The organism is Legionella sp. JM-2024 (assembly GCF_055389095.1).
Map to the genome: position 1 here is coordinate 2697535 of NZ_AP039388.1, position 12346 is coordinate 2709880.

The window sequence follows — 12346 nt, forward strand, 5'->3', positions numbered from 1 at the left end:
GCTTAACTAAAATATTCTTCTAATTGTTGTTTTGTTAATAAAAACACGCCTTGCCCACCATTGCTCATTTCCAACCAAGTGAACGGGACCGAAGGATACTTATCATATAAAGCCTCTTCACTATTACCTACTTCTACTATCAAAACCCCATGTTCGCTTAAATAAGCATGGGCGCTCTTGAGAATTTTTTCAATAATAGTCAAGCCATTATCACCTGTTTCCAAAGCAAGAACCGGTTCATGGCGATATTCATCCGGTAAAGTTTGCATCTCTTCCTTACCCACATAAGGGGGATTACTCACTATCAAATCATATTTCTTATCCGAAACGGCCATAAAACAATCGGATTCGATCAGTTGCAATTGGTTAGTAACTTCCAATCGCTCACAATTCATAGCAGCAACAGAAAGGGCTTCACTTGAAATATCCACGGCATCGACCTGAGCTTCAGGGAAAGCATAGCAGCATGCAATAGCAATACAACCACTACCCGTACACAAATCCAAAATATGATGTACTTGATCCACTTCTACCCATGGTGAAAATTGATTATTAATTAACTCCCCTATTGGTGATCTGGGAATCAGTACACGCTCATCAACATAAAAAGGCAAATCACAAAAATAGGCTTCCTTAATTAAATAAGGCACAGGAACCCTTTGATTAATTCTTTTATCCAATTGAATACAGAGATGTTTCCGTTCTCCGGTAGTTAAACGTGCATTCAACAAAAGAGGATCAACATCATATGGCAAAGATAAACTTCTTAATATCAGAGAACGCATGTCATCCCAGGCGTTATCCGTTCCGTGGCCATAAAACAATTGTGCATTTTCAGCACAGGACAAACTGAATCGTAGAAAATCCAGAATAGTAACTAATTCTTCTGTCTCTTTCATAAAATAACTGCTCATGGGCACATTAATCCTAACCATATAAAAAGTACAAATTGTACACTAAACCAGAAAATTTGTCGTGTTTCTCTTCTCAGAGCCTGTTCAAAGTCTCCTGGGTTGAGTCAGAAATCCTTGATTTTTGAGAATCGTAGCGCAGCGTACATGAAGTACGTGAGCAACGAATCGGAAAAAATCAAGGATTTATGGCCGACACAGGAGACTTTGAACAGGCTCTCAGGAATTGCTCCAAATTAAGTTATAATTTAAATATATATTTTCAATTCTTGTAAAAAAATGACTGATGATTTCCTGTCTGATGAGGATAAAGCTCTGTTTCGCAATCACATGCGTTCGGTAAAACCACTCAATGAAAAAACAAAACGGGTAACAAACCCGGCATCATCTCAAGAAAAAAATCCACCCATTGTCAAGAATAATTCAGTACAAAAAGAAGAGTATTTTTTATCCGATTTTATTAGTGATACGGTGCAGTCCAATACAATTTTATCCTTTGCTAACCCTGGCATTCCAAATCAGAGATTCCGAGCACTAAAAAATGGCCAAGTGCCATGGGAAGCAAAATTGGATTTGCATGGATTAAAAATTGAGGCAGCTCGCCAAGCTCTTTGTCATTTCATTCAAACTCAATCTAAAAATAATAAACGTTGTTTACTTATTATCCATGGAAAAGGTGGGCATCATGGTGCCCCTCCAGTAATAAAAAATCTGATCAATCGCTGGTTACCACAATTTAGTCAAGTACTGGCATTTCATAGTGCTACCCCCAAAGATGGAGGACTTGGAGCAGTGTATGTTTTGTTAAAACGAAATCGAGAAAAAGACGAACAAGGGAATTACTAAAACCAACACTCCGCTCCATAGTATTTTTTAAAATAAAAATCGAGACAATTTGAAGCGAAAAGCCGAGTTTACATACAACCAGATGAGCTTTTATGATTCAAATTTTCTCAATTTTTAGCAAAAAAGACGCAATGAGGGATGTCGGCTAGAATGCTTTACTTGCGTTAAAGCATTAATCTTAGGATAATTCGTCAAATTAAAAAATATCTCGAGTACACTATGGAACAAATCGGACAATTTATTATGAATCATTGGCAACTCTGGCTTGCCTTTGTTGTGGTCATACTTCTAATTTTTATTAATGAAATACTGTCTCAAAAAAAGAAGGCAAAAGAATTGTCTCCTCAGTCTTTGGTTGATTTAATGAACAATGAAAATGCCATTGTAATCGATTTACGTGATAAAGAATCATTTAAAAATGGTCATATCATTAATTCAATCAATGCCAGCCCTGATGAATTTGAACAGCAAAAAATGACCAAATATAAAAATAAATCGATTATCCTCGTTTGCGCCCGTGGACAACAATCCTCTGCTGTCGCGGTTAAAATCCGTAATCAAGGCTACCAACCCTTGGTTCTGGGAGGGGGAATCCTGGCATGGCAAAATGCTGATCTCCCTTTAGTGAAAGGAAAATAAATATATGAGTACGGTGGTCATGTACACTACTGGCTATTGCCCTTATTGTGTGAAGGCCAGGGAATTATTAGATAGAAAAAAAATAATCTATACGGACATTCGCGTTGATTTGCAACCCGAATTACGTGAAGAAATGATAAAAAAAAGTGGCCGACGAACAGTACCCCAAATTTTTATTAATGGCCAAGCCATTGGTGGCTGTGATGACTTATACACCCTGGAGGCACAGGGAACATTAAACGAACTTTTAAAAAAATAGGACTAAGATATGACTGAACAACCAAACACCAACCAACAAAATGAAGAAGCTCAATTCATGATTCAAAGAATCTATGTAAAAGATTTGTCCTATGAAACACCGAATACTCCTGCTGTTTTCCAACAACAATGGGAGCCAGAGCTTAAGCTGGATCTAAACACCACTAGCACGCAACTTGATAAAGACGTCTATGAAGTGGTATTAACTGTAACAGCTACTGTCATGAATCAAAAAACCACCGCGTTTTTGGTTGAAGTAAAACAAGCTGGTATCTTTACCATTCAAGGTGCGGCTGCAAACCAATTGGATCACTTGCTTAATAGCTTCTGCCCCAGCATCCTTTTTCCCTATGCGCGTGAGGCGATCACTTCTCAAGTCATTCGTGGCAGTTTCCCTCAATTGGTATTAGCACCGATTAATTTCGATGCATTGTATATGCAACAAGTAGCAGAGAAACAAAAAGAAAACAAGGTTAAAGATGAGACTACATCTCACTAAAATGAACATGACTTTTCAGCACAGTTCACCGAAAAGCCATATTTTGCCCGACCTGCGCTCAAATCTGGCTTTTCCCCAAGAGTTTAACATTGTGGTGAATAGATACAGATGAACAAAAAAACTATTGCCATACTAGGTGCCGGTTCCTGGGGCACCGCGGTTGCAATTCATTTAGCTAAAATAGGGCATAAGATCCTGCTGTGGAGTCATAACCCACAGCATGTAGCTCTTATGACTAAACAACACTCTAATCCTGCTTACATTCCTGGTGTTCGTTTTCCAAAGAATTTAATTCCATCTGATGATTTAAACCTGTGCGTTCAAACTGCCGATTACGTTATTATAGCGGTTCCATCGCATGCCTTTGCGGAATTAATTAATAAAATCCCTAAACCAATTCAAGGGCTGGCATGGCTTACCAAAGGCGTTGACCCTGGGAGTTGTCGTTTATTAAGTCAGCTGGTTGTTGAGACATTTGGAACTGATTTTCCTATTGCCGTTGTTTCAGGGCCATCCTTTGCAAAAGAAGTCGCTCGCTTTTTGCCTACGGCCCTCACACTGGCAAGTAACAACATCAATTATCAAAAAAACATTCACGAGTTATTTCATCACGACAATATTCGGGTGTATTTAAGTGATGATTTGATAGGTGTGCAACTATGTGGTGCAGTTAAGAATATTTTGGCAATAGCCTGTGGAATCAGTGATGGCTTAGGATATGGAGCCAATGCCAAAGCAGCTCTCATTACCCGTGGGCTTGCTGAAATGAGTCGTTTAGGACAGAGTTTAGGGGCCAAGCAAGATACTTTTCTGGGTTTAGCTGGTGTAGGAGACCTCGTATTAACTTGTACCGATGATCAATCGCGTAATCGTCGTTTCGGGTTGCTTTTGGGTCGCAAAGTATCAATCCAGGAAGCTGAACACCAAATTGGGCAGGTTGTGGAAGGGAAACACAATGCGGCGCAAGTTTGCTCTATAGCCAATAAAAATAATATAGAAATGCCGATCTGCGAGCAGATCAACGCGCTTTTACATGGTGTTATCAATGCTGAACAGGCTGTTAATAACCTAATGAATCGACCGCCTAAAGAAGAATAACTTTCCTTTCATTGATTAGATACCAATTAATAAAACCATTGAGAGGGCGTATCTTCTCCAGGGTTCAATAAAATGATTTACCATCCATTTCCTCACGATCGCGGCTCGGTTTGGATGCTAATCCGAGTCGCGACCTGATGTATCCCCACGAAACATAGCCGTATCTATTTGATTAAAATAACTATTCCATCTTTTATTCTAATCGAAACCGTTCCTGAGAGATCCTCACAAAATTAACAGGTTACTAACTGCCTACGTACCACGCTTTATGCGCGGTATCCAAATGGTGTTTCTCAATACACAAAAGTATCTTAATAGACACAATCATTTTTTGTGACCATCTCTCAGAAACCGTTCGCACTGAGGAGGAGCGCAGCGACGTCTCGAAGTGTAACATCAGGCTTGGTTGCTAGTGCTTCGAGACGTCGCTGCGCTCCTCCTCAGCATGAACGGGTTCGGGATAAATTCATTCTAAATTCGTGGGAATACATCAGGCAGCGACCGTGAGGGAACGGATAATTGTAAACCAGAACTACAATAAACACAGCTTTAATCAGGGTGAAACTACAATCCCCCACATCCTACATTAGGCAAGCCTAATGCGCTCTATAATAAAAAAACCAAACGTTCAACCCTTGGCATCAATCAATTCAATATCATCCAAGCTCAGCTGTTCGCCCAAAAAGATCTCACCTACTTTCTGGAACCTGCTGATAGAATCCGTAACCAGGTAACTGATCTTAGGAGTAATAACCAAATCGTCATTGTGTAAATTCTGATTTCGCAATAATTCGTGAAGAGAAATTGCGGTAGCTTGTGCAGAATCTACAATTGCTACTCCTTCAGGCAACAGACTGGATAACAAGGGTTTAAATACAGGAAAATGAGTGCATCCCAGTAACACGGCATCCTCATCAGAAAAATCATCAAGATAATGCTTCAATGCCTCACGAGCAACGGAATTATTAACCATCCCTTCTTCCGCTAAAGCCACTAAAACACTACACGCCCTACTGCTGACAACCGCTTGAGGTAAATTCTTTACTATCAAATCATGATACGCCTTTGAAGCAATCGTTGTTTCCGTGGCAAGAACAGCGATACGGTAATTCCTTGTAGCTGAAACTGCGGCCTCAGCTCCTGGTGCCACCACACCTAAAACCGGAATATCCTCCAACATGTTCTGTAAATGAGATAAAGCAGCCGTAGTTGCGGTATTACATGCAATAACCAAGGCTTTTATTCGTCGCTCAACCAGAATCTTTGCCATTTGCATAGCATATTGTTTCACTGTATCAGGACTTTTCGTCCCATAAGGAAGACGAGCAGTATCTCCTAAATAAACAAAAGATTCACGGGGTAATTGATCACGCAACGCTCTTAAAACCGTTAGCCCCCCCATACCTGAATCAAATACACCAATAGCCAATTCCTTATTAGAGTTCAATTTATTACTCCTTATTGTAGACTCTAGTTCTTTCTCCAACTCCCGGGAACTATTCTCTATAACATGATTTTAATCGAAGATAATTATTTAAACACTTCCTTTTTTTGATGGAGTTTCTGGCGCTGGCCCTACTTGCTCAATAGTCTCTTCAGTGGTTTTATGGACTGCCTGTAAGGCTTTCTTCATTTGACTTTGTTTTTCAGTCAACTCTTCTACTTTAGAATCCACCTTTTTTCGTTCTTTTACACCACCAAATTTTTCTTCGCTTATGGTTTGCATATGTTTAATCTTATTATCTACTATAGTAGATACTGAGGTTAAATTTTTATTAGTAAACACTGAACTATACAGCGAATCGCCCTTAAATCCCCACAACCTTCCTTTTTCATGATCAGGGTTAAATACCGCTGAATTCACTTCAATTGCATCTTTACCAAACTTCAATTTTGGATTATTTTCACCAAGAACAACAAAAGCCGTATACAAATATTTCAACTCCTCTTCGTTAGAGCCTCGTAATACCAAAGGTTTATCCTTGCTTGGCGGCGCATCCAGATTCGATAAAATATCAATGGCCATGGTCATGGCAAACTTAACTCTGGCTTCAGCCAGAGCAATTTGTTCCTCTCGTGTTTGTGGGGGTGGATCTTGGTTTGGAAATTGTAATACTTCATATTTTCCACCAGGAACCCTGCTTGTTTCGCCCTTTTTACTAGTTACCTGACTAGGGGCATTGGGATCTGCAGTATACCGTCCAACGTATTCGATAGATCTTCCATCTTGAGTTTTCGTTTTATGGGAGACATCGACTGGTTGAATTTTCCCTTCCGGAACCCTTTCTCCCAAAAGATAGTCTTTTATCGTTCCTGTGGAGTGTGTTGTAACAGAGGTATGGGGCGAAATCGAAGGAGTCCCTGATAGCTTGGGTAAGGTGGATATTTCATTAGGAGATATAGGAGGGTGTCGTGTCACACCTTCCGGATTATAAAAATAATGTTGCTTACCTTTGGCCGCAACATCCACTGCTTCCAATATTTTCCCCAGATTTTTCTGAACAGTTTCATAAAATTTCAGATCTTCCCTAACTGCTTTCAATTCCTTTTCCAGATCCGTACGTAATTGTTTAATTAACTCTTTTTGTTCTGGACTCAATGGTGCTTTAAATTGATTATCATCAGGCAAATTCGCAAGATATCCCTCAAGAGCAATGACCTGACGCCGTAATTGATCTACAGTAAGAGTGTTATCTTTAGACATTTTCTGATATCTTTCTCTCATTTCAACTGCTTTGGATTTGGCAGTACCCTGGAAAGATGGGTTATATAAATGAACAGGATCAATACCATTTATAAATTGTAATTTCGCTTTACTATCAGTTATTGGTTTATGATTTTTTTGAATTTCTTCCAAACCTGCTACTACCTCTTTGAAGGCTGTACGAACAGTATCTATCTTGGAACTTAAAAACTGTGCTCGTCTTGCAGTGTTTTTCATTTCATCAAACACGCCAGGAGTTATTTCACGTGTCAAATTCTTTTTCAATTTGACTTGTTCTGGGGTTAAAGGAGCAGTATGAGGATTAGGTGTTACCAATTTATCTATAAGCTCTTGAGCAGAGTTACTATTATTTATTTTAGCAACAATGCCCCCTACGATAAGCGAGGTTGGTTTACCGGATAAAGCCGTTTGATCCAATGTATATGTTTTTTCCAGTTTTAAAAAAAGATCCATTACTTTTTGAAAAGGTTTCGCAAGAGTCGAATACTCATCCATTAGCTTTTCATTAAATTTATGCTGACTTTCAATTTTTTGTGTTACTGTATTTGGTGGAGGTTTGATAAAAGCTGAACCATCATGATTCAGATTAAATTCTTTATAAAATTTTGCTGTATCTACAGTTCCAACCTGATCCTTAATTTTATCGATTAAAGATTTATACTTCCCTACGTTAGTAAAGGTATCAGGATGAGCACTTATTTTAGCTTCATGCAAGGCTTTATTGATTTCTTTCACTTGATCATCAGACAATTTGATGTCAGGTTTAAAATTAGCCAAAACTCGGGCGATCTCGGAATTATGAATTTCTCTGAAAGCTGACAATCTGGTATTCTCTGCTACCAATTCATCAATGCCTTTGGCGTCTTTTCCTAAATAATGCTCAGCGATATGTTTCTCTTTTGCGTTCAGAATATCACGTAATTGCTCTGGTTTTTCAAGAATTTCTCTTTGCTTGTCTACCGGCAGATCCTTAAATACGGAGAATAGTTTTGAATGAACCGTGGACCCTAATTGGGATACACTCTTTACTTGAAGTTCCAATTGACGAGAGCGAATCCATTGCTTCATATCTTTTAAATCAGAATCTTTTACCCAATCATTGGGGGTAATCCCTAACTTGCCCAATGCTTCCTGGAATTTAGTCAAACTCTTAGTCTCATCAAGTGCCTTTAGCTGCCCTGGATTGGTCATGCGATTAACAACATTCTGGAACATCGCCTTTTTAATTGGGCCTAAATTTTCTTTTGTGACTGAGCGATCAATATAATCATGATGCCCCATAACATCATCTTTTAATTTGTCTTTTAATTCTACTTCATCTTTGGCTTTGAGAGCTTCAAAGATAGGATCTATATTTCCTTCATTCGAAGCCAAAGCCACTTGTAGATACTTGACACCTAAAACTCCTTTTGCCCAATCCAAATCAGTATCCGCCATATCCGTTTTAAAAGGTGCGGGTAAACTATCCTTGAATCTTTGATTATCTTTTTCCAAATGCTCACCAAAATCTAACAATTGTTTATCGCTAAGCGAATTAACAAAACCCTCAAACCCACTCTTGGCTGCTTTCTCTTTTAACTCTGTTATACGATCAGTAAGAGCAGTACTGATTTCAGGACGTAAAGGATAAGACAACAACCCATTTCCTTCGGTTGGGAAACCTAAGGCATTTGCTGCACCTTCCACTGCTGTCTTGGTACCTGCGGATAACAAATTACTCAGTAATTGTTGATCCTCTGAACCATTAATTAACTGAAGTAATAATAATTGACTGGCTTCTTTTTTAACCTCGTCAATAGCCAAATCAGATAAAATATTAGTCGATTTATTACCTTTCTTGCCTACGGTTGCTGGAGGCAAGGGAGCTAATGTGACATCAGGTTGCCAGCCAGATGTTTGGCTGAGATCACTGAAAATATCTGGTTTTGATGCTAGATAAGCTCGGCATTCATCAGGGTTATTTTTCAAAATAGCTACTAACGTTTCAGTGTCCGATTTTACCAAACCGAGCCTCACACGTTGCTCTGCAACCAGTTGGTGCATCTTTTGAAAACTGTGAGTTGTGTCTGTTGAATCTAAAAATTTATCTGATGTGAAATAATTTGGTATTGGTTTTTTTTTTCGACGAGCACCTTCAGTTTGATGAGTCATTAAATGACCGCCAGTGGACACTGTAAATTTTTTCCAAAAGTCTTCATTATCTTTTATGGCTTTTCTAAATTCATCCGGCTTACTTGGATCAGCCTGCAATATAGCGTCTAAAGCCTTATTCCGAAGAACCTCATCTTCCCTGGCTAATAGAGAGAGATCTGATAGCATGTCGTAAAAATGTTTATTCATTGGCATAACATATGCTCCTCGGAAATCATCATATATTCATTTTAAGCTAAAAATCTTAAGTTATCCTTAAATTTTGCCGATATAAAGAACACAGCTGTTGAATAGATAGAAACTTAAGCTAGCTATATAAATAGAAGTATAGCAAGGATAGGGCCAACAAAATGAGAATAAAAATAATTCTTTTTGGATTAATTTTAGCAAATACAGTCTATGCCCAAGGTTGCATCATTGGTGGTAAAGCATCTCAACCAAGGTACGTCTGTTTTGACGGAAGAACCTTAGACCTCAGTGAAACGGGTTTTGTGTGGAATGCCAAGCGAGGATGCTTTATAAGCTCAGTACCTTGCTGTAACTATAATGCAACCCATTACGCCTATTACCCCAATCCGACTAAAATAGGGGCTGCCTACGCCCGATGCCGGCACGATTATCCGTTTCATCTTGGTGAAATGCAGACCCATTAAAATAAATGTTGGGCTTCGCTGCGCTCAGCACCAACCTATAGTGTTTATACACCCTTCACACCCTATTTATTTTAAACCAATAAAAATCGAAAATTCTTTTGAATTTCGTTCAAATCAAATTGATTCAAATAAAGAGAAAAACTCATCCAGGCACTTAAAGCAGCCAAGTCCTGAAAAGGTGGAGGAAGATAGACTGGATCGGTTAAAATTTCACGTTCCTTTAATTCACCTAATAAAGGTAAATCATCCAAAACTAATTTACCAGTAAATAACAAAGGTATTGTATCTACCCTTTTTTGCCCGATTGCAAAGCGAATATAATTGTAAATTAATACAAAACCCTTGGCATAAGACAAATCCTTGGTAAATGGCCCACCGGTTGGGGTGCTTCCTCTAAAAATACGTACTGATTGATTGTAACTGTCTTCCTCTGACAATCCGCATTCCAGGAAATAACGGTAAATATCAATAAAATCAGCTCCTTGAGTCACTTTATCCAAAGCAATCACACGGTTTGTAATTTTCAACATTCGTCCTGGATAAGAAGAAAAAGTGACTACTTCCGTAATCACAGCCAATCCTTCTTGAATCACACTGCTGGAAGGAGACCCTTTCGAGAGAAAGAAGCAATTCGGTTGCATGGCACCATTAAGAGTTGTACCAACATGAACCCACCCCTCGTGAACTTCCAAATAGCGTAAATCTCTATCACTGAACATCGCATTCTGACTCAATTTTATACTGTCAGCCCCAGCTGCGGCATCAGCAATCATGTCATCACTCACCATGACACTAACCCGACCCGGATGTTTATCAAAAAATTTTCCCAAACGTTCCTGTAAAATCTCTTGAGCCTGCACTGGTGTGTAGCGTTTGACATCGGCCTCGGATTGCAACTGAACTCGTAGGCTGGTTAGGACATCAAATAGCAAAGAACCCATTTCACACATACGTGGTCCACCCACATAAAAAACATCATCCGGACTACCATACAGCTCCATAGCCATTTCACTAAATGATGGGGTACCCCTTACGGATAACATGTGTGCTGCACGACTGTACTCTTCACATTGACGCCTGATTAAACGAGTTACTGTAGAGTATTGGCCTAATTGATTCTGCGCATCACGTAAAATAATACGAAACTCTTCCTGTTTGTCTTTTACTTTAAATGGCAAAGGCTTACCATCATAGTAAGCCTTATCAACAGAAGGAAGCTTTTTTCCTTTGGACTTAAAAAACTCCTGTTTGATTGATTCATCCCATTTGATACTATCAAGAATCCTGATTTGACGTTGTGCTTCCACAATACGCTGTGAAAACTCCTGTATTATTGACAACTCTCCTGATTCTGATGGAGTCATAATGAACCCTTATGAAGTTGTTATGTCTTCCACTGGAGGCACGATACTCACACGCGCATCCTGGGTTTGTGCAGGTAAATCATAAAAATTGCTAATATTGGCACTGGTCAAAGGAGGAGGGACTGCCAATGCGCCACCATTACGGCTTTGCAAATACAAATTTTCCCCATTACTGGCATAGCGAGAATTACAAGCCGTTAGTACCAGTACCGTTAAAACTACAAAACTCAATTTTTTCACAACAAAATCCCCGGTTAAATCAACTCTAAATTCTTAAGTATTTTTTCCAAAGCCTGATGATGATTTTCAGATAACTCAGTCATAGGTAACCTCAATTCGCCTTCTATCAATCCCATTTTTTTCATAGCCCACTTTACAGGAATTGGATTGGATTCCACGAACAGGAGTTCATGCAAAGGCATTAATTGTTCATGGATACGCAAACACCCTGCTTGATCACCATCCATTGCCAAATCACACATTTTTGCCATTAATTTGGCGGCGGCATTAGCAGTCACTGAGATAACACCTTTCGCTCCAGCTAACAACCATTGAGCAGCCGTCAAATCATCACCACTGTATACATCAATACTTCCATCACACAGCCGCAAAATTTGCTGTAAACGAGGCATTTGTCCGGTAGCTTCTTTTATTCCTATAATATTAGAAATTTTAGCAAGTCTTGCGACCGTTTCAGGCAGCATATCACAAGCGGTTCTCCCGGGGACATTATATAAAATAATTGGAATAGCTACTGATTGAGCAATGTGGCTATAATGTAAATACAACCCTTCTTGAGTAGGTTTGATATAAGCTGGCGTCATGATTAGGGCAGCATGTGCCCCATACTCCATTGCTTGTTGAGTCAGTTCAATACAATCCTTGGTTGCATTCATGGCAGTACCTGCAATGACAGGCACCCTCTCTTTGGCTTGGTCAACGACTGTTTTAATAACTAAAAGTTTTTCATTATGAGATAGCGTACCAGCCTCACCAGTTGTGCCCGCTGCAACCAAAGCATGAGTTCCCTTAGCTATGTGAAACTCGACCAAATCTCTTAATCGATGAACATCAATCTTGTCATCCTGCATAGGGGTTACCAAGGCTACTATACTTCCACTGAACATATTGCCCTCAATCATTAATTATCCATACCCTTATATTACTGGAAAACAGACGTTAGAGTAAATTTTTAAATAACA

General features: G+C 39.2%; 12 protein-coding genes. 6 read left to right on the forward strand and 6 right to left on the reverse strand.

The window, feature by feature from the left end; genetic code table 11:
* Nucleotides 1–2: 2 nt before the first annotated feature.
* Nucleotides 3–914, reverse strand: coding sequence for a 50S ribosomal protein L3 N(5)-glutamine methyltransferase (gene prmB, locus ACZ5EK_RS11720; RefSeq protein ID WP_464429774.1), 912 nt, complete (start codon nt 912–914; stop codon nt 3–5).
* Nucleotides 915–1190: 276 nt separating this feature from the next.
* Here prmB and ACZ5EK_RS11725 point away from each other — a divergent pair, with 276 nt between their 5' ends.
* The 5 genes from ACZ5EK_RS11725 (at nt 1191) to ACZ5EK_RS11745 (ending at nt 4251) form a co-directional block, all read left to right on the forward strand.
* Complete coding sequence (locus ACZ5EK_RS11725; protein ID WP_464424718.1) at nt 1191–1757, forward strand: Smr/MutS family protein; 567 nt, start codon at nt 1191–1193, stop codon at nt 1755–1757.
* Between the two features lie 219 nt (nt 1758–1976).
* Nucleotides 1977–2396, forward strand: a complete 420-nt coding sequence (locus ACZ5EK_RS11730) for a rhodanese-like domain-containing protein (protein ID WP_464429775.1) — start codon at nt 1977–1979, stop codon at nt 2394–2396.
* A 4-nt stretch (nt 2397–2400) separates the two neighbouring features.
* Nucleotides 2401–2655, forward strand: coding sequence for a glutaredoxin 3 (gene grxC, locus ACZ5EK_RS11735; RefSeq protein WP_464429776.1), 255 nt, complete (start codon nt 2401–2403; stop codon nt 2653–2655).
* A 9-nt stretch (nt 2656–2664) separates the two neighbouring features.
* Nucleotides 2665–3153, forward strand: coding sequence for a protein-export chaperone SecB (gene secB, locus ACZ5EK_RS11740; protein WP_464429778.1), 489 nt, complete (start codon nt 2665–2667; stop codon nt 3151–3153).
* A 108-nt stretch (nt 3154–3261) separates the two neighbouring features.
* The gene (locus tag ACZ5EK_RS11745) at nt 3262–4251 is read left to right on the forward strand and encodes an NAD(P)H-dependent glycerol-3-phosphate dehydrogenase (protein ID WP_464429780.1); all 990 of its coding nucleotides are present in this window, start codon (nt 3262–3264) and stop codon (nt 4249–4251) included.
* A gap of 628 nt (nt 4252–4879) precedes the next feature.
* Here ACZ5EK_RS11745 and murI read toward each other — a convergent pair.
* Complete coding sequence (gene murI / locus ACZ5EK_RS11750; protein ID WP_464429781.1) at nt 4880–5698, reverse strand: glutamate racemase; 819 nt, start codon at nt 5696–5698, stop codon at nt 4880–4882.
* Nucleotides 5699–5785: 87 nt separating this feature from the next.
* Complete coding sequence (locus ACZ5EK_RS11755) at nt 5786–9322, reverse strand: interaptin (RefSeq protein ID WP_464429782.1); 3537 nt, start codon at nt 9320–9322, stop codon at nt 5786–5788.
* Between the two features lie 155 nt (nt 9323–9477).
* On the opposite strand from ACZ5EK_RS11755, the gene ACZ5EK_RS11760 reads away from it, so the two are divergent.
* The gene (locus tag ACZ5EK_RS11760; RefSeq protein WP_464429783.1) at nt 9478–9780 is read left to right on the forward strand and encodes a hypothetical protein; all 303 of its coding nucleotides are present in this window, start codon (nt 9478–9480) and stop codon (nt 9778–9780) included.
* Between the two features lie 71 nt (nt 9781–9851).
* Here the strand turns inward: ACZ5EK_RS11760 and ACZ5EK_RS11765 are convergent, their stop codons facing one another.
* From ACZ5EK_RS11765 to dapA, 3 genes are read right to left on the reverse strand one after another with little or no spacing between them, the layout of a single operon-like run.
* Entirely contained in the window at nt 9852–11144 is a 1293-nt protein-coding gene (locus tag ACZ5EK_RS11765; RefSeq protein ID WP_464429785.1) for a flavohemoglobin expression-modulating QEGLA motif protein, read from the reverse strand.
* 9 nt (nt 11145–11153) lie between these two features.
* Entirely contained in the window at nt 11154–11384 is a 231-nt protein-coding gene (locus ACZ5EK_RS11770) for a hypothetical protein (protein ID WP_464429786.1), read from the reverse strand.
* A gap of 14 nt (nt 11385–11398) precedes the next feature.
* Nucleotides 11399–12271: a 4-hydroxy-tetrahydrodipicolinate synthase gene (gene dapA, locus ACZ5EK_RS11775; protein WP_464432494.1), complete on the reverse strand. Its 873-nt coding sequence runs from the start codon at nt 12269–12271 to the stop codon at nt 11399–11401.
* Nucleotides 12272–12346 lie beyond the last annotated feature (75 nt).

What these genes read in the sequence shown, in the direction of transcription:
- prmB (WP_464429774.1), bottom strand. Translation starts at nt 914, where the DNA reads ATGAGCAGTTATTTTATGAAAGAGACAGAAGAATTAGTTACTATTCTG.
- ACZ5EK_RS11725 (WP_464424718.1), top strand. Translation starts at nt 1,191, where the DNA reads ATGACTGATGATTTCCTGTCTGATGAGGATAAAGCTCTGTTTCGCAAT.
- ACZ5EK_RS11730 (WP_464429775.1), top strand. Translation starts at nt 1,977, where the DNA reads ATGGAACAAATCGGACAATTTATTATGAATCATTGGCAACTCTGGCTT.
- grxC (WP_464429776.1), top strand. Translation starts at nt 2,401, where the DNA reads ATGAGTACGGTGGTCATGTACACTACTGGCTATTGCCCTTATTGTGTG.
- secB (WP_464429778.1), top strand. Translation starts at nt 2,665, where the DNA reads ATGACTGAACAACCAAACACCAACCAACAAAATGAAGAAGCTCAATTC.
- ACZ5EK_RS11745 (WP_464429780.1), top strand. Translation starts at nt 3,262, where the DNA reads ATGAACAAAAAAACTATTGCCATACTAGGTGCCGGTTCCTGGGGCACC.
- ACZ5EK_RS11755 (WP_464429782.1), bottom strand. Translation starts at nt 9,322, where the DNA reads ATGCCAATGAATAAACATTTTTACGACATGCTATCAGATCTCTCTCTA.
- ACZ5EK_RS11760 (WP_464429783.1), top strand. Translation starts at nt 9,478, where the DNA reads ATGAGAATAAAAATAATTCTTTTTGGATTAATTTTAGCAAATACAGTC.
- ACZ5EK_RS11765 (WP_464429785.1), bottom strand. Translation starts at nt 11,144, where the DNA reads ATGACTCCATCAGAATCAGGAGAGTTGTCAATAATACAGGAGTTTTCA.
- dapA (WP_464432494.1), bottom strand. Translation starts at nt 12,271, where the DNA reads ATGTTCAGTGGAAGTATAGTAGCCTTGGTAACCCCTATGCAGGATGAC.